This is a genomic window from Kushneria konosiri, from assembly GCF_002155145.1.
Classification (GTDB): domain Bacteria; phylum Pseudomonadota; class Gammaproteobacteria; order Pseudomonadales; family Halomonadaceae; genus Kushneria; species Kushneria konosiri.
Genome location: NZ_CP021323.1, coordinates 841,211 through 862,978 on the forward strand (window position 1 = coordinate 841,211; position 21,768 = coordinate 862,978).

At 57.5% G+C, this 21,768-nt stretch carries 21 protein-coding genes and 1 other RNA gene; 13 read left to right on the plus strand and 9 right to left on the minus strand.

The window, feature by feature from the left end; all coding sequences use genetic code 11:
* The first annotated feature begins 19 nt into the window (after positions 1-19).
* The 7 genes from B9G99_RS03965 to B9G99_RS03995 all read left to right on the plus strand — a co-directional run bounded on the left by B9G99_RS03965 (position 20) and on the right by B9G99_RS03995 (position 8,553).
* Positions 20-526, plus strand: coding sequence for a formate dehydrogenase subunit gamma (locus tag B9G99_RS03965; protein ID WP_086620843.1), 507 nt, complete (start codon positions 20-22; stop codon positions 524-526).
* Positions 526-2,094, plus strand: coding sequence for a formate dehydrogenase beta subunit (locus B9G99_RS03970; protein ID WP_086620844.1), 1,569 nt, complete (start codon positions 526-528; stop codon positions 2,092-2,094). Before B9G99_RS03965 ends, B9G99_RS03970 begins: the two co-directional genes overlap by 1 nt.
* The gene (gene fdhF, locus B9G99_RS03975) at positions 2,088-5,033 is read left to right on the plus strand and encodes a formate dehydrogenase subunit alpha (protein ID WP_086620845.1); all 2,946 of its coding nucleotides are present in this window, start codon (positions 2,088-2,090) and stop codon (positions 5,031-5,033) included. The genes B9G99_RS03970 and fdhF overlap by 7 nt, the downstream gene beginning before the upstream one ends.
* Positions 5,034-5,073: 40 nt before the next feature.
* Positions 5,074-5,337, plus strand: a complete 264-nt coding sequence (locus B9G99_RS03980; protein WP_086620846.1) for a formate dehydrogenase subunit delta — start codon at positions 5,074-5,076, stop codon at positions 5,335-5,337.
* A 273-nt stretch (positions 5,338-5,610) separates the two neighbouring features.
* Positions 5,611-6,747, plus strand: coding sequence for an ABC transporter substrate-binding protein (locus B9G99_RS03985; RefSeq protein ID WP_335617627.1), 1,137 nt, complete (start codon positions 5,611-5,613; stop codon positions 6,745-6,747).
* Positions 6,740-7,810 carry a FecCD family ABC transporter permease gene (locus B9G99_RS03990; RefSeq protein WP_086620847.1) on the plus strand — a complete coding sequence of 357 codons (1,071 nt, stop codon included), beginning with the start codon at positions 6,740-6,742 and terminating at the stop codon, positions 7,808-7,810. Before B9G99_RS03985 ends, B9G99_RS03990 begins: the two co-directional genes overlap by 8 nt.
* A complete protein-coding gene (locus B9G99_RS03995; protein WP_086620848.1) occupies positions 7,804-8,553 on the plus strand; it encodes an ABC transporter ATP-binding protein in 750 nt (249 codons plus the stop codon). Before B9G99_RS03990 ends, B9G99_RS03995 begins: the two co-directional genes overlap by 7 nt.
* A gap of 31 nt (positions 8,554-8,584) precedes the next feature.
* Here B9G99_RS03995 and B9G99_RS04000 read toward each other — a convergent pair whose 3' ends face one another.
* The 5 genes from B9G99_RS04000 to grpE all read right to left on the minus strand — a co-directional run bounded on the left by B9G99_RS04000 (position 8,585) and on the right by grpE (position 13,535).
* Positions 8,585-8,992 carry a septal ring lytic transglycosylase RlpA family protein gene (locus B9G99_RS04000; protein ID WP_227875920.1) on the minus strand — a complete coding sequence of 136 codons (408 nt, stop codon included), beginning with the start codon at positions 8,990-8,992 and terminating at the stop codon, positions 8,585-8,587.
* 79 nt (positions 8,993-9,071) lie between these two features.
* Positions 9,072-9,476 (minus strand): Ohr family peroxiredoxin, encoded by a 405-nt coding sequence (locus B9G99_RS04005; protein WP_086620849.1) that lies wholly within the window; start codon positions 9,474-9,476, stop codon positions 9,072-9,074.
* Between the two features lie 125 nt (positions 9,477-9,601).
* Positions 9,602-10,753 carry a molecular chaperone DnaJ gene (gene dnaJ / locus B9G99_RS04010; RefSeq protein ID WP_086620850.1) on the minus strand — a complete coding sequence of 384 codons (1,152 nt, stop codon included), beginning with the start codon at positions 10,751-10,753 and terminating at the stop codon, positions 9,602-9,604.
* An 87-nt stretch (positions 10,754-10,840) separates the two neighbouring features.
* Positions 10,841-12,763: a molecular chaperone DnaK gene (dnaK, locus tag B9G99_RS04015; RefSeq protein ID WP_086620851.1), complete on the minus strand. Its 1,923-nt coding sequence runs from the start codon at positions 12,761-12,763 to the stop codon at positions 10,841-10,843.
* Positions 12,764-12,908: 145 nt separating this feature from the next.
* Positions 12,909-13,535: a nucleotide exchange factor GrpE gene (gene grpE / locus B9G99_RS04020; protein ID WP_086620852.1), complete on the minus strand. Its 627-nt coding sequence runs from the start codon at positions 13,533-13,535 to the stop codon at positions 12,909-12,911.
* A gap of 289 nt (positions 13,536-13,824) precedes the next feature.
* Here grpE and recN point away from each other — a divergent pair, with 289 nt between their 5' ends.
* The gene (gene recN / locus B9G99_RS04025; protein ID WP_086620853.1) at positions 13,825-15,498 is read left to right on the plus strand and encodes a DNA repair protein RecN; all 1,674 of its coding nucleotides are present in this window, start codon (positions 13,825-13,827) and stop codon (positions 15,496-15,498) included.
* Between the two features lie 88 nt (positions 15,499-15,586).
* Here recN and fur read toward each other — a convergent pair whose 3' ends face one another.
* A complete protein-coding gene (gene fur / locus B9G99_RS04030) occupies positions 15,587-16,039 on the minus strand; it encodes a ferric iron uptake transcriptional regulator (RefSeq protein WP_086620854.1) in 453 nt (150 codons plus the stop codon).
* Positions 16,040-16,112: 73 nt separating this feature from the next.
* Here fur and B9G99_RS04035 point away from each other — a divergent pair, with 73 nt between their 5' ends.
* A complete protein-coding gene (locus B9G99_RS04035; RefSeq protein WP_086620855.1) occupies positions 16,113-16,553 on the plus strand; it encodes an outer membrane protein assembly factor BamE in 441 nt (146 codons plus the stop codon).
* A gap of 24 nt (positions 16,554-16,577) precedes the next feature.
* Here B9G99_RS04035 and B9G99_RS04040 read toward each other — a convergent pair whose 3' ends face one another.
* Together B9G99_RS04040 and B9G99_RS04045 are read right to left on the minus strand one after the other, a co-directional pair.
* The gene (locus tag B9G99_RS04040; RefSeq protein ID WP_086620856.1) at positions 16,578-16,886 is read right to left on the minus strand and encodes an RnfH family protein; all 309 of its coding nucleotides are present in this window, start codon (positions 16,884-16,886) and stop codon (positions 16,578-16,580) included.
* Positions 16,886-17,320: a type II toxin-antitoxin system RatA family toxin gene (locus B9G99_RS04045; RefSeq protein ID WP_086620857.1), complete on the minus strand. Its 435-nt coding sequence runs from the start codon at positions 17,318-17,320 to the stop codon at positions 16,886-16,888. Before B9G99_RS04045 ends, B9G99_RS04040 begins: the two co-directional genes overlap by 1 nt.
* A gap of 153 nt (positions 17,321-17,473) precedes the next feature.
* On the opposite strand from B9G99_RS04045, the gene smpB reads away from it, so the two are divergent.
* The 3 genes from smpB (at position 17,474) to B9G99_RS04060 (ending at position 20,018) form a co-directional block, all read left to right on the plus strand.
* Positions 17,474-17,950, plus strand: a complete 477-nt coding sequence (gene smpB, locus B9G99_RS04050) for an SsrA-binding protein SmpB (protein WP_086620858.1) — start codon at positions 17,474-17,476, stop codon at positions 17,948-17,950.
* An 80-nt stretch (positions 17,951-18,030) separates the two neighbouring features.
* Positions 18,031-18,412: a transfer-messenger RNA gene (gene ssrA / locus B9G99_RS04055) on the plus strand.
* A 634-nt stretch (positions 18,413-19,046) separates the two neighbouring features.
* Complete coding sequence (locus tag B9G99_RS04060) at positions 19,047-20,018, plus strand: ATP-grasp fold amidoligase family protein (protein WP_086620859.1); 972 nt, start codon at positions 19,047-19,049, stop codon at positions 20,016-20,018.
* Between the two features lie 63 nt (positions 20,019-20,081).
* Here the strand turns inward: B9G99_RS04060 and B9G99_RS04065 are convergent, their stop codons facing one another.
* Positions 20,082-20,696: a hypothetical protein gene (locus B9G99_RS04065; protein ID WP_148663904.1), complete on the minus strand. Its 615-nt coding sequence runs from the start codon at positions 20,694-20,696 to the stop codon at positions 20,082-20,084.
* A 351-nt stretch (positions 20,697-21,047) separates the two neighbouring features.
* On the opposite strand from B9G99_RS04065, the gene B9G99_RS04070 reads away from it, so the two are divergent.
* A complete protein-coding gene (locus tag B9G99_RS04070; protein ID WP_086623272.1) occupies positions 21,048-21,641 on the plus strand; it encodes a Yip1 family protein in 594 nt (197 codons plus the stop codon).
* The last annotated feature ends 127 nt before the right edge of the window (positions 21,642-21,768 follow it).

Sequence of the window (21,768 nt, forward strand, 5' to 3'; positions counted from 1 at the left end):
GACCTGATGAGATCCGGCCATGTCACAGACCCATTCCCCCGTCGCCGACGCCTGGACGCCGGCGCAAATTCAGGCAGTGATTGATGCCCACCGTTCAAGGCCGGGCGCCATGCTGCCGATGCTGCATGCCATTCAGGACCGCTTCGGCTTCATCCCTGAAGAGGCGGTACCCATGATTGCCGATGCCCTGCGCCATACCCGCGCCGAGGTGCATGGCATCATCAGCTTTTATCATCACTTTCGCACACATCCGGCCGGGCGCAACGTCGTCCAGATCTGTCGCGCCGAGGCGTGCCAGTCGGTGGGCAGCCGCCAGCTCGAGGCCCATGCGCGAAAGGTACTGGGTATCGATTACCACCAGACCACGCCGGATCACGAGTTCACCCTCGAGCCGGTCTATTGTCTGGGCAACTGCGCCTGCGGCCCTTCCATCCGCGTCAACGATGATATTCATGGTCGGATGACCCCCGAGCAGTTCGATGAATTGACAGACGAGCTGTCAGCGACCGTCGTGGAGGTGAAGTAATGACCGTTACCGTTTATGTCCCCCGCGACACCACGGCACTGGCCCTGGGGGCCGACCGGGTCGCCACCCGTCTTGAGCGCGGCGCAAAGGCTCGCAATGTCGACATCAACATCGTGCGCAACGGCTCGCGTGGCCTGTTTTATCTGGAACCGCTGGTCGAGATCGACACACCTGAAGGTCGCATCGCGTTTGGCCCGGTCACCCCGAAAGACGTGGACAGCCTGATCGAGGCCGGTCTGTTCGAGGCGCGTCAGGACCACCCCCTTTCGCTGGGGCTGACCGAGGAGATTGATTATCTCAAGCGCCAGCAGCGGCTGACCTTCTCGCGTATCGGCATCACCGACCCGGTATCGATCGAAGACTACACCGCCCTACGCGGCTTTGAAGGTCTGAAAAAAACGCTGGCACTGGACAGCCAGGCCGTCGTCGATGAGGTCAAGACCTCCGGCCTGCGCGGTCGCGGCGGTGCAGCCTTTCCTACCGGCATCAAGTGGCAGACCGTGCATGACCAGCCCCCGGGTCAAAAGTACGTGGTCTGCAACGCCGATGAAGGCGACTCAGGCACCTTTGCTGACCGCTTGGTGATGGAGTGTGATCCCTACCTGCTTATCGAGGGCATGACCATTGCGGGTCTCGCCGTAGGCGCCGACCAGGGCTACATCTATCTGCGCTCCGAATATCCGCTGGCGCACGCCATCCTTGATGAGGCGATCGAGCGCGCCGTCAACGCCGGCTATCTCGGCGACAACATTCAGGGCAGCGGCCGCGCCTTCCACCTGGAAGTGCGTCTGGGGGCCGGCGCCTATATCTGCGGCGAAGAAACGTCCCTGCTGGAGAGCCTTGAGGGCAAGCGCGGACTGGTACGTGCAAAGCCCCCCCTACCTGCCATTGAAGGGCTGTTTGGCCGGCCTACCGTGGTCAACAACGTACTGTCGCTGGCGGCGGTGCCCTTCATCATGGATCAGGGCGGTCAGACCTATGCCGATTACGGGCTGGGCCGCTCGCGCGGAACGCTGGCCATTCAGCTGGCCGGCAACGTCAAACGCGGCGGACTGGTGGAGCTTGCCTTTGGCACCAGCCTGAGAGAACTGATGGAAGGATTTGGTGGCGGCACCCTGAGCGGGCGAGCGCTCAAGGCCGTTCAGGTCGGTGGCCCGCTGGGCGCCTATCTGCCAGAGAGCCAGTGGGACCATCCGGTCGACTATGAAGGCTTTGCCGCCTTCGGGGGCGTCGTAGGCCACGGCGGCGTGGTGATGTTTGACGACAGCGTCGACATGGGCGATCAGGCCCGCTTTGCCATGGAGTTCTGCAGCGTGGAGTCCTGCGGCAAGTGCACGCCGTGCCGAATCGGTGCCGTGCGCGGCGTGGAGGTGATCGATCGCATCCGCGCCGGCGAGTCGTTTGAGAAGAACCTCGCCCTGCTCACCGATCTTTGCGACACCATGGTCGATGGCTCGCTGTGTGCCATGGGCGGCATGACGCCGTTCCCGGTCCAGAGCGTCATGCAGCACTTTCCCGATGATCTGACACCTCGAAAAGCCGTCACGGCGGGAGGTACGACATGCTGAACTATTTTGACCCCAAACAGGCCGACCCACATGCCTTCAATGCAGGGCTGGGCGGCGTTGGTGAATACCAGAATACCTTTAATCCGGCGTTTTTCGATCGAGATCTGGGCACGCCAGCGCGCACGTCCGAGACACCGGTCGAGCTGACCATCGACGGCACCGCGATTCGCGTGCCGGAAGGTACCTCTGTCATGCGTGCCGCCGCACTGGCCGGCATTACCATCCCCCGACTGTGTGCCTCGGACAATCTCGAGGCGTTCGGTTCGTGCCGACTCTGCGCGGTCGAAATCGAGGGGCGGCGCGGTATGCCGGCCTCGTGCACGACGCCGGTCACCGAGGGCATGAATGTCACGACGCAGAACGCCAAAATCGCGAAACTGCGCCGCAACATCATGGAGCTCTACATCTCCGACCACCCGCTGGACTGCCTGACCTGTCCGGCCAACGGTGACTGCGAGCTACAGGACATGGCCGGAGTCGTGGGGCTTCGCGAAGTACGCTATGGCTTTGACGGTGCCAACCATCTCGATGCCGAGATCGATGACTCCAACCCCTACTTCAGCTTTGATCCCAGCAAGTGCATCGTCTGCTCACGCTGCGTGCGTGCCTGCGGCGAAGTACAGGGCACCTTTGCCCTGACCATCGAGGGGCGCGGTTTCGACTCGAAGGTTGCCGCCAGCCAGAACGAACCCTTTATGGATTCCGAGTGTGTCTCCTGCGGTGCCTGTGTCCAGGCCTGCCCCACCTCGACGCTGATGGAAAAGAGCGTCATCGAGGAAGGCGTGCCGGAGCACAGCGTCGTGACCACCTGTGCCTATTGCGGCGTGGGCTGCTCGTTCGAGGCACAGATGAAGGGTGACAAGCTGGTACGCATGGTGCCCTACAAGGGGGGCGACGCGAACCACGGCCACTCCTGCGTCAAGGGTCGCTTTGCCTTTGGCTACGCCACCCACAAGGACCGCATTCGCGAGCCGATGATTCGCGACTCGATCGACCAGCCCTGGCGCGCCGTCTCCTGGGAAGAAGCGATCAGCTTTGCCGCCCGTCGCCTCAAGGAGATCCAGAACCAGTACGGTCGCGACAGCGTTGGCGGCATTACCTCGTCACGCTGCACCAATGAAGAGACCTATCTGGTCCAGAAGCTCATTCGCGCGGCTCTGGGCAACAACAACACCGACACCTGCGCCCGCGTCTGCCATTCGCCGACCGGCTACGGTCTCAAGACCACGCTCGGCGAATCGGCCGGTACGCAGACGTTCGATTCGGTCATGAAGGCCGACACCATCCTGGTGATCGGGGCCAACCCGACCGATGCTCACCCGGTATTTGCCTCGCAGATGAAGAGACGCCTGCGCCAGGGCGCGACGCTGATCGTCGCCGACCCGCGGCGTATCGACCTGCTCAATACGCCACACGGCGGCGAGGGGATGCATCTGGCACTCAAGCCCGGCACCAATGTGGCACTGGTCAATGCTCTCGGCCATGTGGTCGTTACCGAAGGGCTCGAGGACACCGATTTCATCGCACGCCGCTGCGACACCGAGGGGTATCAGCGCTGGCGCGAATTTATCTCTGATCCGCGTCATGCACCGGAAGCCGTGGAAAGCGAAACCGGCGTGCCGGCCGACCAGGTTCGCCGGGCGGCTCGTGCCTATGCCACCGCCGGCAACGGCGCCATCTATTACGGACTGGGCGTCACCGAGCACAGTCAGGGGTCAACCACGGTCATGGCGATCGCCAACCTGGCGATGGCGACCGGCAACATCGGTCGTGAAGGCGTCGGCGTCAACCCGCTGCGCGGTCAGAACAATGTTCAGGGCTCCTGTGACATGGGTTCATTCCCGCACGAACTGCCGGGCTATCAACACGTGGCCGACCCGGACATCCGCCAGCGCTTTGAAACGGTGTGGAATGCCAAGCTCGATGACGAACCGGGGCTTCGCATCCCCAACATGTTCGATGCTGCCATCAACGGCACCTTCAAGGCACTCTATGTCCAGGGCGAGGATATCGCGCAGTCCGACCCCAACACTCAGCACGTCGAGTCTGCATTGTCAGCGCTGGACTGCCTGATCGTTCAGGATATTTTCCTTAACGAGACGGCAAAATACGCTCACGTGCTGCTGCCGGGGGCTACCTTCCTCGAGAAAAATGGCACCTTCACCAATGCCGAGCGTCGCATCAATCGCGTGCGTCGGGTCATGCCACCGGTCGCCGGCAAGGAAGACTGGGAGGTCACTCAGGATCTGGCCAATGCCCTGGGCTACCCAATGAACTACAGCCATCCGTCTGAAATCATGGACGAGATCGCAAACCTTGCACCCACCTTTACCGGCGTCAGCTATGACAAGCTGGAAAAACTGGGCAGCATTCAGTGGCCCTGCAACGATGACTATCCACTGGGCACGCCCACCATGCATGGGGTGGACTTCCCGATTGGCAAGGGGCATTTCGCCATTACCGAGTACGTGGCGACCGAGGAACGAGTCAACGCACGCTATCCGCTGCTGCTGACTACCGGACGTATCCTGAGTCAGTACAACGTGGGCGCGCAGACAAGACGCACCGCCAACAGCAGCTGGCATTCGGAAGACGTACTGGAAATTCATCCGGCAGATGCCGAGGATCGAGGATTGCGGGACGGCGACTGGCTGGGCATTCGCAGCCGCGTGGGGCATACCGTATTGCGCTGTCGCATCAGTGATCGCATGGCCCCGGGCGTGGTCTATACCACCTTCCACCATCCGGGCAGCGGCGCCAACGTCATCACCACTGACAATTCGGACTGGGCGACCAACTGTCCGGAATACAAGGTGACCGCGGTACAGGTCGAGAAGGTGTCACAACCCTCGTCGTGGCAGCAGCAGTTCCAGCGCTTTGATGAACGTCAACAACGCTACCTGGCCAACGCCGAGTCACCGGAGCCGGCGCTCAAATGAGCGCCGGAGACCATGACCTTACCTGGACTGCGAGGGTGACATGAACGACCCCACTGTACCGTTAATCAAGATGGTCAATCAGATCAGTCTCAACAATCGCTATCATGACAGCGATGAGGCAGCGGCCGAGCAGATTGCCGGCCACCTCAAGAAGTTCTGGGCCCGCGACATGAAACGCCAGATCATCGACTATGCCGAGCAGGACGGCAGCGAGCTGGATCCCTTGTCAAGACTCGCCGTGTCGCGCCTGAAGACCATGTCGGATGTGGTCAGGGACTGGGAGGAGACCTCTGATGCCGGTTAGCGCCGGCGTCATATCCTCCTGAACGGGTCCATCGATGGCCCTGCCTTCCGGCAGGGCCATTTCTTACCATATTCCTGAAGAACCGGAACGGCCCGGCAGGCCTTCTGTTGCCAACCTTTTCGTTCCTGACTCTCTACGCATCCTGCCACTCGACGTCGTCGATGAAACCTCGCATAATGCCGAAAAAATGCGAATGATAAACCTTATCATCATATGACAGAATGCTGTCCGGTGCTCCGTTTACAGCGTGCGTCTCCTTCTCTGGCCATTACAATGATCATGAAAAAAAACCTGCTGTTCAGCGCTTTTATAGCACTCACCCTGCTCTCCGGCGTCACTCAGGCGAAGGAGATAGTCGTTACGGACATCGCAGGCCATAAGGTTCATATCGATACTCCAGTCAAACGCATGATTCTGGGAGAGGGCCGCCAGATCTATCTATTGGGCGCCCTGCAACCGGAGACGCCCTTCAAGGGCGTGGTGGGCTGGCGCGACGATCTCTCTCAGGCCGACCCGGAAACCTGGGCTGCCTACGCCGCCAAATTTCCCGAGATCAAGAACATCCCCACCTTTGGGGGATTCAAGGATGGCACCTTTGATGTGGAACAGGCGGCCTCCCTGAGACCCGACGTCGTTTTCATGAATATCGAGTCACAGACTGCTACCGAAGATGCCGGCTACGAAGACAAGCTTGCGTCGCTTGGCATTCCCATCGTCTATGTCGACTTTCGGGAAAACCCCATCAAGGACACGCCGGCTTCCATTCGGCTCATGGGCGAACTTCTGGACAAAAGCGATGAGGCAGAGCGCTTTATCAACTTTTCCAACGAACAGATGGCCCGCGTTACAGATGTTATCGAAAAGGCCGATCCTGAACGTCCACGCGTGTTCATTGATCGTGCCGGTGGTTACTCTGATGACTGCTGCATGAGCTTTGGCCCGCACAACTTCGGCGACTACGTTCGCATCGCCGGCGGGAAAAATATCGCAGACGATATCATCCCGGGCACCTTTGGCACGCTTAACCCTGAACAGATCATCGCCTCCAACCCGCAGCAGGTCGTGGTCACCGGCGGTGACTGGGAAGCCTACGTACCCGGTGGCGCCTGGGTAGGCGTCGGGCCTGGCGCCGACATGACAGAGGCCCGCCGCAAGCTCGAGGCCCTGACGCATCGCACGGCCATGACGGGTATCGATGCTGTCGCCAATGATCAGGTTCATGCCATCTGGCATCAGTTCTATAACAGCCCCTACTATTTCGTGGCGATACAACGACTGGCCAAATGGTTCCACCCTGAGCTGTTCAAGGACCTGAACCCTGAGGCCACCATGCGTGAGCTCTACGAGCAGTTCCTGCCGCTGAGCTATCAGCCCGGCTACTGGGTGTCACTCGAGGCAACGGATGAATAGGTTAATCGCGGTCATGACCTCTTCCGAACAGGGACGCGACTTCTATCGCACCATGGTCCTGCGTCGCCAGCTGATACTGCTGGGCCTTTTGGGGGCACTGTTTTTAAGCTTTTGCGTCGACCTGGCACTGGGGCCGGCCTGCTATGATTTGATGCAGGTACTAAGCGCACTGTTCTCGCCCGGCTCGGTCAGCGAGCAGGTCAGTGTCATTGTCTGGCAGATCCGCATGCCGGTCGCGCTGATGGCCATCGTGGTCGGCGCCAGCCTCTCGATCGCTGGTGCGCAGATGCAGACGATCCTGAGCAACCCTCTGGCAAGCCCCTTCACGCTGGGCATCTCGGCCGGTGCCGGCTTCGGCGCGGCGCTGGCACTGGCGTTTGGGGTGTCGATCATTCCGGCCGCCGTGGACTATGTCGTGCCGATCAATGCCTTTCTGGTCGCCATGCTCACAGCGTTGATGATTCATCTTTTAAGCATGCGCCGCGGCGTGACGATTGAAACCATCGTTTTGCTGGGCATTGCCATGGTGTTTATCTTCAACGCGCTCATGGCACTGATCCAGTTTTTTGCCAGCCAGCAGGCCCTGTCGGCCGTGGTGTTCTGGACCATGGGCAGCCTGACCAAGGCGACCTGGCCCAAGGTCTGGGTCTCGCTGGGCGTTCTGGCCATCGCGATTCCGCTGCTGGCACGCCATGGCTGGGCGCTGACCGCCATGCGACTGGGAGATGCCAAGGCCGAGAGCATGGGTGTGCGCCCGCGTCGGCTTCGCCTGCAGGTACTGATGCTGGTGTCGCTGCTGGCATCAGTGTCGGTGGCCTTTGTCGGCACGATCGGCTTTATTGGCCTGGTGGGACCGCATATTGCCCGGATGCTGGTGGGTGAGGATCAGCGATTTTTCCTGCCGGCCTCTGCCCTGTGCGGCGCTCTTATTCTCTCGGTAGGATCGGTGATTTCCAAGATGCTGATTCCTGGCACGGTGATTCCCATCGGTATCATCACCTCACTGGTCGGCATTCCATTTTTCCTCTTTCTCGTTCTCAAACAGAAGAAATCGACATGGTAAGCCTGACGCTTGAACAGGTGACCGCCCACTACGGCAAGCGCGAGGTGCTTTCGAGCATTACCACGCCAACGCTGTCGGGCGGTCAGGTCGTGGCACTGCTGGGCCCCAATGCTGCGGGAAAATCCACGCTGTTTCGACGCATTATGGGACTGCTGTCCGGCGGCGGCCATGTCCGGATTGCCGGCACCCAGGCCGAGCGACCGGTGGCCTACATGCCGCAGGAGACCCGCATCGATGCGGTATTAAGCGTTTATGAAAGCGTGCTGCTGGCACGCATGCAGGGTCGGCGTCTCAAGGTCCAGCCGGAAGATCTGGCTCAGGTGGATGCCGCCCTCGATGAGCTCAATCTTCATGCTCTGGCACAGCGAGACATCGGCGATCTCAGCGGCGGACAGCGCCAGCTTGTCAGCGCAGCCCAGGCGCTGGTGCAATCTCCTGACATTCTGCTGCTGGATGAACCCACGTCTGCGCTCGATCTGCATCGTCAGATCGGGCTTTTGAGCGTGCTTCGTCGACTGGCTGAACAGCGCCAGATGCTGATCATCGTGGCTCTGCATGATCTGGGTCATGCCCTGCGCTTTTCCGATCAATCTCTCGTCCTGGCCGGAGGCGCGCTCAAGGCCTGTGGCCCAACCCGTGCCGTGGTCACCGCCGAGCTTCTGCGCGAGGTCTATCAGGTCGACGGCCGCATTGAGAGTTGCACCAGGGGATGTCCACTACTGGTGGTCGAGAACGCGCTTTAGATCCGTCTGGACAAAGGGCTCGAAGCCCTGGTTACTGCAGCACCTCTACCCTGACCGGTGCCACGCCACTGCGGATCATGCCAATCTGGCTGGCAGCTGCACGAGACAGATCAATGATCCGCCCTCTGGAAAAGGGCCCGCGGTCATTGATGCGCACCACGGTCTGGCGCTGATTATTCAGATTGGTGACGCGCACTCGGGTGCCAAAGGCAAGCGTTCGATGGGCGGCCGTCATGGCATTTTTATTGTATTGCTCACCGCTGGCGGTACGCGCCCCCTGATGCCGATCACTGTAATAGGACGCCTTTCCCGATGCAGTGGACCCCGGAGCGTCAGACATCTGCTGACCGGCACACCCGACCAGTGTGAGCAGACACAGCAGCACCAAAAACCGCTGAACCTTTGACCAGACTCCATCTGGCATTGACGCAATCGACATGTCTTTAGGCTCTCCATAAAAAAACGCACCGCAGTCTACCAAAGCTGCGGTGCGTTTTTTGAAACGTCACGCGGTGATGTCAGTGACCCTTCACTTCAATATCAACCTGAATATTACCGCGTGTGGCCTTGGAGTACGGGCACATCTCATGGGCCTGAGCAATCAGTTTTTCCGCTTCAGCCTGAGGCAGCGCCACTTCGGCTGTCAGCTTGACCACAAGGTTGTAGTCATGGTTTTCCGCATCCAGCGCCACATGTGCGGCGACCGGGATGTCATCGAGTTTATGGCCCTGCTGGCGCGCAACGCCCATGGCGGCGCTGGCAAAGCAGGCCGCATAGCCCGCAGCAAAGAGCTGCTCAGGGTTGGTCGCATCAGCACCGCTGCCCGGCATGGCCAGATTGACATCGAGAATGCCATCATCGCTTCGAGCATGTCCCTTGCGCCCGCCTGAAACGTTGACGGTGGTTTCATACATGACTGCCATGCTGTTCTCCCTGTGTTGAAAACCTGCCCAAAGCGTAGTTGATAGCAGATCGACTCGCCTGCCGGCTGCCGACATAAAAAAACCCCGCCGATGGGCAGGGTTTTGAGATCGACTCAAGCGCTTACTCAGGGGCGCATGTCATCGAAAAACTTTTTCACGCCGTCGAACCAGCGGCTTTTACGCGGCGAATGACGCGTATCGGTGCCGTCCAGACTTTCCTGGAATTGGCGCAGCAGCTGCTTTTGCTCTTCATCAAGATTGATCGGCGTTTCCAGTACGACCTTGCACATCAGATCACCCGGAGCCCCGCCGCGCACCGGCTTGACGCCCTTGCCGCGCAACCTGAAAAGCTTGCCGGTCTGGGTTTCAGGCGGAATACGCAGCTTGACGCGACCTTCCAGCGTCGGCACTTCGAGTTCTCCACCCAGGGTGGCATCCACGAAATTGATGGGCACTTCACAGTAAAGATCACGCCCGTCACGCTCGAAGATGGCGTGCGTCTTGATCGACACCTGCACATACAGATCGCCTGCCGGGCCACCGTTGACGCCGGCCTCACCCTCACCGTTGAGACGGATGCGGTCGCCGGTATCGACGCCGGGCGGGATCTTGACCGACAGGGTGCGCGTTTCCTGAACGCGTCCTTCGCCGTGGCACTTGCGGCATGGCGTATCAACGCTCTGCCCCTGACCATGACAGGTCGGACAGGGCTGCTGTACCGCAAAAAAGCCCTGCTGCATGCGAACCTGACCCATGCCGTTACAGGTCGAGCAGGTGCGCTTGCTGGTACCGGGCTCGGCGCAATCGCCGTGACAACGATCGCACTCTACAAGCCGCGGCACACGAATATCGACGGTCGTGCCGGCAACGGCTTCTTCCAGATCGATCTCGAGGTTATAGCGCAAATCGCTGCCGCGGGCGGCACCTCCCGGGCCACGGCGTCCGCCGCCACCGCCGAAGATGTCGCCAAAGACGTCGCCGAAGATATCGCTGAATCCGCCTGCGCCGCCGGCACCACCAAAGCCGCCGCCGCCAAAGCCACCACCCTGGCCATCGACACCGGCGTGACCAAACTGGTCGTAGGCTGCCCGCTTGTCACTGTCGGCCAGCACTTCATAAGCGTCGGAGACCTCGCGGAACTTCTCGGCAGCAGATTCATCATCGGGATTGCGGTCGGGATGATATTTCTGTGCCAGTCGGCGATAGGCCTTCTTGATTTCCTTGTCGTCGGCGCCGCGCTCGACGCCGAGGACCTCATAGTAGTCACGCTTGGACATGATGTAACGGATCCTCCGAAGTCTGACACCTGCAAAAACAACGCGGGAGCAAGGCCCCCGCGTTGTACAGATCAGGCGTGGAAAGCCTTACTGTTTTTTCTGGTCGTCGTTGACTTCTTCGTAGTCCGCATCGACCACATCATCCTTGCTCTTCTGATGGCCTTCCGGCTGCTCAGCCTGAGCCTGTTCGCCCTGCTCGGCATACATCTTCTGGGCCAGATTGCCGGAAGCTTCCGTCAAAGCATCCAGTTTCGGCTGGATCTGTTCCGGGTCGTCGCTCTTGAGCGCTTCTTCCAGTTCGCTGATGGCCGTTTCGATGTTCTGACGATCTTCGTCAGTGGCCTTGTCACCGGACTCTTCGAGCGTCTTGCGCGAAGCGTGGATCATGCCGTCGGCCTGGTTGCGCAGCTGAACGAGCTCCTCGAACTTCTTGTCTTCGGCCTCGTGCGCCTCGGCGTCCTTGACCATCTGATCGATCTCTTCATCGGAGAGACCGCCGGAGGACTTGATCACGATCGACTGTTCCTTGCCGGTCGCCTTATCCTTCGCCGTGATGTTCAGGATACCGTTGGCATCGAGATCAAAGGCCACTTCGATCTGCGGCACACCGCGCGGTGCCGGCGGAATGTCGGCCAGGTCGAAACGACCCAGTGACTTGTTCTGTGCCGCCTGCTTGCGCTCGCCCTGAAGGGCATGGATGGTTACGGCAGTCTGATTGTCCTCGGCCGTGGAGAAGGTCTGGGTCTTCTTGGTCGGGATCGTGGTGTTCTTTTCGATCAGCGGCGTCATGACACCACCCATCGTTTCGATACCCAGCGTCAGCGGCGTGACGTCGAGCAGCAGTACGTCCTTGACGTCGCCGCCCAGTACGCCGCCCTGAAGCGCAGCGCCCATGGCCACGGCTTCGTCCGGATTGACGTCCTTGCGTGCTTCCTTGCCGAAGAATTCAGCAACCTTCTGCTGCACCATCGGCATGCGGGTCTGACCGCCAACCAGAATCACGTCCTGAATCTCGCTGTTGGAAAGGCCGGCGTCCTGCATGGCAGTCTTGCACGGACCGAGCGAGCGCTGTACCAGATCCTCGACCAGCGATTCGAGCTTGGCACGAGTAACCTTGACGGCCAGGTGCTTGGGACCGGTCTGGTCTGCCGTGATGTAAGGCAGGTTGACTTCGGTCTGCTGAGCAGAAGACAGCTCGATCTTGGCCTTCTCGGCCGCTTCCTTCAGACGCTGCATGGCAAGCGAGTCGCCGGAAAGATCGATGCCGGAGTCCGTCTTGAACTGCTGGACAAGATAGTCGATCAGCTTGAGATCGAAGTCTTCACCGCCCAGGAAGGTGTCACCGTTGGTGGCAAGCACTTCAAACTGCTTTTCGCCATCAACATCAGCGACCTCGATAATGGAGATATCGAAGGTACCGCCGCCCAGGTCATAGACCGCGATGGTGCGATCGCTACCCTTGCTGTCCATGCCGTAGGCCAGCGCGGCAGCTGTCGGCTCGTTGATGATGCGCTTGACCTCGAGACCGGCGATACGACCGGCATCCTTGGTGGCCTGACGCTGAGAATCGTTGAAATAGGCCGGGACGGTGATGACCGCTTCGGTGACTTCTTCACCGAGATAGTCCTCGGCCGTCTTCTTCATCTTTTTCAGAACTTCAGCGCTGACCTGCGGCGGCGCCATCTTCTTGTCGTTGACCTGAACCCAGGCATCGCCGTTGTCGGCTTCAATGATGCTGTAGGGCACCATCTTGATGTCCTTTTGAACAACGTCGTCCTTGAACTTGCGGCCGATCAGGCGCTTGACCGCATACAGGGTGTTGTTCGGGTTGGTCACGGCCTGACGCTTGGCCGCCTGACCCACCAGTGTTTCGCCGTCATCGGTGTAGCCGATGATGGAAGGCGTAGTACGCGCGCCTTCAGCGTTTTCGATTACGCGGGTCTTGTCGCCATCGAGCACAGCCACACAGGAGTTGGTTGTGCCAAGGTCGATACCAATAATGCGTCCCATAGTGTCACCTCGAAAAATCTTCTGAACCAAAATTGCTGTCGATGCGCAGCCAACGCTGCGTGGATGTCTGCCTATGTGTGGGCATTACGCTGCTTTTCAAGACCCCACACGTATCGTTGTCGACAAATCATCCGAAATCGGGTCGTCAGGCCTGCTTGCTCACCACCACCATGGCCGGGCGCACCAGACGACCGTTGAGCGTGTACCCTTTTTGCATGACGTCCATGACCGTATTGGGGTCCATGTCCGGATTGGCCACCTGCGTCATGGCTTCATGGTATTGCGGGTCAAAGGGCTCACCATGCGGATCGAGCTGCTCGACGCCAAACTTGCCCAGCACATCTAGCTGCATCCTGAGCGTCATCGACACGCCTTCACGATGTGTTTCGCTGACGTCCTGACTCATGCTCTCAAGACCCTTTTCAAGGCTGTCCACGACCGGCAGCAGCTCCTTGACGAACTTCTCGAGCGCAAACTTTTTGGCCTTTTCGGCGTCCTGTTCGGCACGACGGCGCGCATTCTGGGCTTCAGCCGCGGCCCGAACCTGCTGGTCCTTTGCCTGTGCCAGCTCCTGCTCAAGCTCTGCTACCCGGCCGGCCAGAACGTCGGCTTCCTGCTCACTCTGGCTCAGGACGGCATCGTCATCTGACGCCAGCTCGCCTTCGATATCCTCAAGGGTATCCGTATTGTCGGGTTCAAGCGGCTGCGGCTCGGCTTCACGCTCGGCACGCTCGAGTTCTTCATCCCTTGGATCATGCGGCTTGTTGGTCATACCCCACTCCTGACTCGCTGTGTCTACTGTTGAATCATGGCGCTCATCCTGCGCGGGCATACGCGACCGGCTATCAGTGCGTCATCCTGTAGAGCGACATTGATACTGAAAACTGTTTACCCAGATGGGGCATCCAGGCGGCGATCTCAAGGCGTCATGACGATGAAATTACCAATTCAGGGTATTGAAGCCCGATAAGAGCAGCTGTATAAAAACACACTCACTGTATATAAAGTCAGTCTCTATCCACTAAACCCAGTCATCTGCGACAACGCACACGGGAGTGGCCATGCTGTCTCAGCTATCCATCAGTAACTACGCCATCGTCGAACATCTGGAACTGGATTTCAGGGATGGCATGACGGCCATCACCGGCGAAACCGGTGCCGGCAAGTCCATTCTTCTGGATGCCCTGTCGCTTTGCCTGGGAGAAAGAGCCGATGCCGGCAGCGTCCGTCATGGTGCCAGCCGGGCAGACCTGGCCGCCCGTTTTGATATCGAGCAATTGCCTGAAGCGCGCGCCTGGCTGACCGAACGTGACCTTGGCGATTCGGAGTGCCTGCTGCGCCGCTCGATTACCACCAACGGACGCTCGAAAGCATGGATCAACGGCGTGCCAGCCACCCTTGCCGATCTCAAGATGTTGAGCGAACACCTGATTGATATTCATGGCCAGCATGCCCACCAGACCCTGATGCGTGAAGAAACCCATCTGCGGTTGCTGGATGACTTTGCCGGTCATGCCGATGAAGTCGTTCAGCTCACAGGGATCTATCGCCAGTGGCAGCAGGCCAGTCGCCGTCTGAAGGCCGCGCGCGAAAGTGGTGATGAACAGCAGGCACGCTGTCAGCTGCTGCGCTATCAGGTCGAAGAGCTCGATGCGCTATCACTGGGTGAAGAAGAGCTTTCGGCACTGGAAGAAGAGCAAACGCGTCTGGCCAATGCTGAAGAGCTCATCACCCAGGCACAGTTTGCCGCCGACTGCTGCGATGATGACGAAAACGGTGCCCTGTCCCGGCTGGCACAGGCCCGCCAGCGCCTGGAGCAGCTGCCCGGCAGCGACAGCGGCGCCCTGGCCAACATTCTCGGAATGCTCGGTGATGCCTGTATCCAGCTGCAGGAAGCAGGGTATGAGCTGCATCGCTACGTCAATGCGACCGAGCTTGATCCGGACCGTTTGATGACCGTCGAGTCACGTCTGGCCGAGATTCATCGCATTGCTCGCAAGCATCACGTTATGCCCGAAGAAGTGCCAGCATTACATCAGCGTCTACAGGCCGAGCTTTCCGAGCTTCAGGATGGCGGGGAAGACATGGACACTCTGGTGGCGTCGACCGAGGCGGCGCGCAATGCCTGGCGCGAACTGGCACGCCAGATTTCCGAGCAGCGCATCGAAGCAGCTCGTCGCATGGGTGCAGAAGTCAAGTCTCAGCTGACCTTCCTGGGCATGGAAAAGGCAGACTTTACCGTGGACGTTGCGCGTCGGGATACCGCTCAGCCTGACGGCATGGACCGGGTCAGCTTTCTGATCAGTGCCAACCCGGGTCAACCTGCACGCGCACTGACCCGCGTCGCCTCTGGCGGCGAACTCTCACGTGTGAGTCTTGCCATTCAGGTGGTAGCGGCTCAGCACAGTACCATCCCGACGCTGGTCTTTGACGAAGTGGATGTGGGCATTTCAGGCGCGACTGCAGAAATCGTCGGTCAATTGCTGCGCCAGCTGGGCGAACATGGGCAGATTCTTTGCGTCACGCACCTGCCTCAGGTGGCCGCGCAGGGTCATCAACACCTGCACATCGAAAAACAGGCAGATGAGCGCACAACCCATACCACCATGGCGCTGCTCGATGAAGGCGGGCGCGTCAGGGAGCTGGCCCGGATGCTTGGCGGTGTGCATCTTTCAGAGCGAACGCTGGCCCATGCACGCGAAATGCTGGACGTCAGCCAACGATCGGCACACTAGCCGCTCCGACACCCTTCCATTGTCCATCGACACAAAAACGCCGCGAACATTCGCGGCGTTTCGGTAATCTCCGGACCGTTTTTACGGGTCAGCGGCGATTGCCGCCGCCATCCTGACGAGTGGCGCTGGACCCCTTGGGTCGTACATAAAGTACCAGAGCATGATCGACCAGCTCGTAACCACGCTCTTCGGCCAGCTCACGCTGGCGACGCTCGATATCACGATCAAAGAATTCGACGACTTCGCCCGTTTCAAGACACAGCATGTGATCGTGATGCTCTTCCTGAGACATCTCAAATACGGCATGGCCGCCGTCAAAGTTGTGACGCACCACCAGACCTGCGGATTCAAATTGCGTCAGAACGCGATAAACGGTGGCCAGACCGACGTCTTCACCGGAATCCAGCAGCGCCTTGTAGACGTCTTCAGCGCTCATATGCAGATCCTCTTCCCGAGTCGCCTCGAGGATCTGAAGGATTTTTACGCGAGGCAGGGTCACCTTGAGCCCCGCCTTGCGTAACTCCTGATTTCTATCGGCCATGGTAGCTCTTCGCAGTCTCTGGATGTATCGGGTATGATCGATCAAGGCAAACGATAGGGAAAGTCCCAGGCAAATGCAAAACACGCTCAAGCTTATAGTTTTTTCTTTTATGATCAGTCTTTTAGCAGCTTGCGTTTATAAGCGCGACCTGCCTCAGGGCAATCTGATCACTCCCGATATGGTGTCGCAGCTACAGCCCGGCATGAGCCGTCAGCAGGTCGTACAGATCATGGGAAGCCCTTTAATGTACAACGCCTTTGACGATTCACTCTGGAACTATGTCTATCGGCTGAAGGATGCTGACGACAATATCACTGAAAAGCAGGTTTCGCTCGTCTTTAATGGGAATCAACTGGCCGATATCCAGACATCGGGCGATATCGATGCCAGCCCCCGTGTTGACCTGGGTGAAGCCCCTGCTTCAGCAGCAGCAGCCGGCCCCGGAGAAGTCGTCTCACCAATGGGCCAGCCCACCTCCAATCCTGAAGGCGGGGCCGCAGACCCGACACTGTAAGACAGTGACAAAAGCGGACAACCTTCAGACCTTTCGTCGGGCACGGGCCCGACGAGCCTGTTTTGGATCGATCTGAAGCGGCCGGTAGATCTCGATGCGATCTCCCTGACACACTGTCTGATCGGCGGGCGATTTCACATGCTCGCCGAATATTCCAAGCCTAAGCGCTTCCAGAGTCACATTCTTCAGCTCATCGATCCGATGACAAAGCCCTGAAGCTTCCAGCGCGCCCAGCACGGTGGTCCCCATAGGGACATTGACGACCACCAAGTACTGATCCTCGGGCGCAGCCCAGGCAACCTCACAGGTGATGCTGTTCGCTTCGTCACACATCAGCGTCCGTACACCTTGTCGGCACGCTCGATAAAGGCGTCTACCAGTTGCCCTGCCAACTGATTGAAGAGCCGCCCAAAGGCCATGCCCAGCAACCGACTGGAAAATTCAAACTCAAGATGCAGCTCTACGCGGCAGGAGCGCTCATCCAGCGCCACGAATTTCCAGTAGCCCTCAAAGCGCTTGAAGGGGCCACTGGCCAGAGACAGATCGATGCGATCAAAGGGTTTGAGTGCATTATGAGTGCGAAAGGTCTGCTCAATCCTTCCCTTGCCAAGGGTCAACTCCCCTACAAGATGGTCCTCTTCCCTTTCAACCGTACGCGCATTGCGACAGTTGGGCAGAAATTCCGGGTAGCGTTCAAAATCATTCACCAGCTCAAACATCTGCTGATCGGTATGGCGCACCATCGCGGAGCGATCAACGGTGGGCATGCCCTTCTCCCATGACGCAGGCACGCTCAGCGCGTACCATGGTTGACGTTTGTTCACACATGCTTGAATGATATCACGCCTCCCCCCATTTTAAGGTGAGCACGCGCATGTGATGTATCGCATGATTTTTATAGTCAAGGAGATGACATTTCGATGGGCAAGAAGAAACATCAGCCCTCAGGCAATCTGATTGCCCAGAACCGCAAGGCGCGCCATGAGTACCACATTGAAGAGAGCTTCGAAGCAGGGCTTGCGCTATCAGGCTGGGAAGTCAAGAGCCTTCGCGCTGGCAAGGCACAGCTGACCGATACCTACATTCTGGTACGCCGCGGCGAAGCCTGGCTCATGGGTGCTCACTTTACGCCCTTGAATACCACCAGCACCCATGAAATAGCCGAGCCGGCTCGAACACGCAAATTGCTGCTACATAGAAAGGAAATTGCCAAAATCTTTTCGCGTACGCAGGACAAGGGCCACACCTGTGTGCCATTGAGACTTTACTGGAAAGGGCACCTCGTCAAATGTGAGCTGGCACTGGTAGTGGGCAAGCAAAAGCATGACAAGCGCGAAACCGAGAAGCAGAGGGACTGGCAGCGTCAGAAAGCGCGCGTGGTACGTGAGCAGCGTTGATAGCGCGCACGCCTCATGGCCATACAACGTTGATAGCCATTGGCGCTCACTGCAATTATTGCTACACTTTACAGCGATCTGGGGGCGTTATGGATTCGACGCCGGTTGCAGATCCTGAGGTGCATGCCGAGAGCGTAACGTATCTCGTAAATACCACGTTATTCTAAAATAGTCGCAAACGACGAAAACTATGCTCAAGAGGGCGCGCTGGCAGCTTAAACCCTGCTGGTAACCTTCTTACCCCGAAGCGATGTGCCTGTTCATCGTAACGGGGCTACGAGCTACAGCTGACAGGATCGCGGTTGGCTTTGTTCTCGCGTCAACCGCTAAACATTAGAGAGCCCGCTGCATCGGATCCTGCTCGTCGGAGCCGATGCGGTTGAACCAAAAGACGAAACTAAGCATGTAGAGCTGATGGACGAGTGCCGGCGGACGGGGGTTCAACTCCCCCCGCCTCCACCAACATTAAAAAGCCGCTGAATTATCAGCGGCTTTTTTTATTTCGTTTTTATAGACTTGGATGTCAACGTTTATATATAAATCTTATAAAAATATGAAATAAAGAAGATTTTTTGATACCTGATAAAAGATCAAATTCTTTACTTGCCTTAACATAAGAAATGGTATTGGTAGACCATATACATATCTGTCTCAAGACAAAGGTCTATAATAATTGGCATTTTGCACGTTCCAGCCTACCTGTTAGGTCGAGCAGCGCGATTTAATATCCCGGATCGTTAACAAGCCGTTTAATTACCCGGCTGGCAGCGGTAATTATGCAGAAAGTAACAAAAGATACACAAAGTGACTTGCAGCACCACTTCGGCACATACCGGTGGTGAATACGCTGCCAATATAACGCTATCGCAGCTAATGACTATCGGAATGATGTTTCCCATGGATGGTGTCGTATCATTTTTCAGGTCAAACTGAAAAAAATTTATGACTACCTTCATACGCGGTTCAGCGAGATAAAAGATATATTATTTCGTTCACCGGCAGGGTTATTCATGGCCAGTACAGGGCATCAACCGATAGAGCATTCCGATTTAACGGACAGCTGTATCGCAGGGTATCCAAGACTGAAGGAGGGCATATGCCCAGGGCCGTAAAAAACCTGTTTGCCGACTCGCTGACGGCTGAATCGGAGCCTCAAATGAAGAAGCAGGACAGCAGGGTTGTCGATGTGAGAAAGAGGGACCGCATCGATGAGCTCCTGCGCCTGGCGCGTCGCAGCATCATGAATGTCCTTCCTGACAAATGGCATACGGCGCTCCGCTATCGACGAGTATTCGGCGAATTCCCGAATTTGAAAAATCCGCGCACCTTTAATGAAAAGATCTGCTATCGCAAGATCAATCCTCAGCCGATCTATTCCGTTTTGAGTGACAAGATCGCAGCGCGCGATTATGTGGCGCATACCATAGGCGAACAATATCTGGTGCCTTGCTACGCAATAGAGTCCGAGCCGACACCGGCCACCTACTCAGCACTGCCAGAAAGTTTTGTCATGAAGGCCAACCATGGCTTTGGATACAATCTGCTCGTACGCGACAAGGCTGACCACCCTTTCCCCCAGATCTATAATCTTGGACAACATTGGCTGGGGCAGGATTTCTATGATACCTGCAGGGAAGCACACTACCGTCAGATCAAGCCTCGCCTGATCTTCGAAAAACTGCTTCTTGATGATCTTGGCAACATTCCGAAGGATTTCAAATTTCACTGCTTCCAGCGTGAAGGTGAAGATCCGGTTGTTTTCATTGAAGTGACTCACGACCGTTTCACCAACTACAAGGTCGATTTTTACAACCAGGATTGGGAGCTGGTAGAAATTCGTCGTCCCGAAGTCAGCACCGGACAAGCCATGCCGCGGCCGCAGCAGCTTGACGAGGCGCTTGAACTTGCACTCAAACTCGCCAATGGCTTCTCTTATGTTCGAGTTGATTTCTATCTGGTAGGTGATGCCATTTATTTTGGCGAAATGACCTTTACTCCGACGGCTGGCCTGACCAAGTTCAAGGACCGCGAGACCGATCATCAGTGGGGCGCCCTGTTCGACATATAGACCGCCCTGCAAGAGGCATGACATGGCAACCGCAGATCGCCATGTCAGCCTCCATTCCTGCCATCAAGTATCAGAATTTAGCGGCATTCGCAGATCACGCTGCCATCTGCGAACCTTGAGTCTCTGACGACGCTTACCCAGTTGCTGAGTACCGATCGTTTCGGGGACAAGACTCAATTTTTCATCGTCATCATATTTCATGTTGAATCGTCTACTGGCGCCTATCGGACTCGTTTCTGCACCGAAAATCATGATCAGACGAATTTCAACGCTGCTAAAACCTTCTTCTCCTGTTGGACGACAGCTTTCATCAACACTGATGCCATGCTCACTGGCGACCTTTTGCAGCAGTGTTCGAAAGGTGCCGGCATTCATATACTCACCGGACCCCAACGGCCCCTGTCGCGTCACCTGACGCAGCTCCCTCATATCCATATCATTGTTATCTTCGCCCTGCTCATCGACGGTGTCTGTAACGTCTGTGACGTACTGACCATCGCTGGTTTCAAGCTTGACGATGATGCTGTCGATGAATACCGCAGACTGACTCATGTTGCTCACGATGCAGCGCGAATCGATCCCACGCCCATAACCATGATTGATGATGATCTGGGGACGACGCTGCATACGAAAGTTATGCAAAAGCAGCTGTAGATAAACTCCCCAGATCAAGAGCATGCCGACACTGGTCAGCCCGCTGAAAACCGTGGCATTTTCCTGTATCCAGTCCCATAGATTGCTCAAAAAATAAATCACTGCTGCCCCCTGAAGATAATGCACCCGGATACCGCTTCACCCCTGCCAGCGATATGAATCGGCCGCCAGACAAGCATGGCTTAAAAAGCGATACCACGCCCGGATATGCATCTCTATCGACTAATAGATGTACCCAGCCGGCCCAGAAGGGAGCAGCGCCAACTATAGTACCAGACAGGCGGGCATATTCTGGCGCCCCGCCAAATGAAGCATGGCTCGTTCGTCAGTGACATTAACACTGTTGTGGACCTGAAGCGGTCCTGGGAGTGCATCATGATTCATCATGTCTGGGGCCTGATGGCTCATCCTCATCGAGAATGGAAACATATCGACAATGAACACGAGACTGCGACACACATGTATGCCAGCCATGTCCTGCTGCTGGCTGCTGTCCCTGTAGTCAGCTCGTTCATCGGTACGACCACTGTTGGCTGGGACTTCGGACGCTCTGCGGTCGTAACACTTTCGACAACAACCGCCCTTCAGCTGGCCGTCCTGTTTTATCTGGCCATTCTGGGTGCCATCGCCTTGATGGGGCTCGTAATTCATCGAATGGCACAGAGATACCCCTCACACCCTGATCTGAACCGCTGCATTGTTTTTGCCGGATATGTGGCCACTCCCATGTTCCTGGCGGGCCTGATGGCCCTGTATCCGATGATATGGCTGTGCGTCGTCGCAGGCGTGGCCGGGCTTTGTTATACCGGCTATCTGCTCTACCTGGGCATCCCGGGGTTTCTGGGTATTGATCGCAAGGAGGGGTTCATCGTTTCAAGCTCAACGCTGGGTATCGGCGTACTGGTGCTTGAAGTGCTGCTTGCCATTGCGGTACTGCTGTGGGGATACGGCGCTCATCTGGTCTATTAATGTCAGAGAGGCAAACCGGGTAGCTTGGCAACCAATGCCGCACAATCAGAACGAAGACACGGAGTAGGGACAAATAAAAAGGGAGCTGCCAATGGCAGCTCCCTTTACAGTAGAATTTAATCTACCG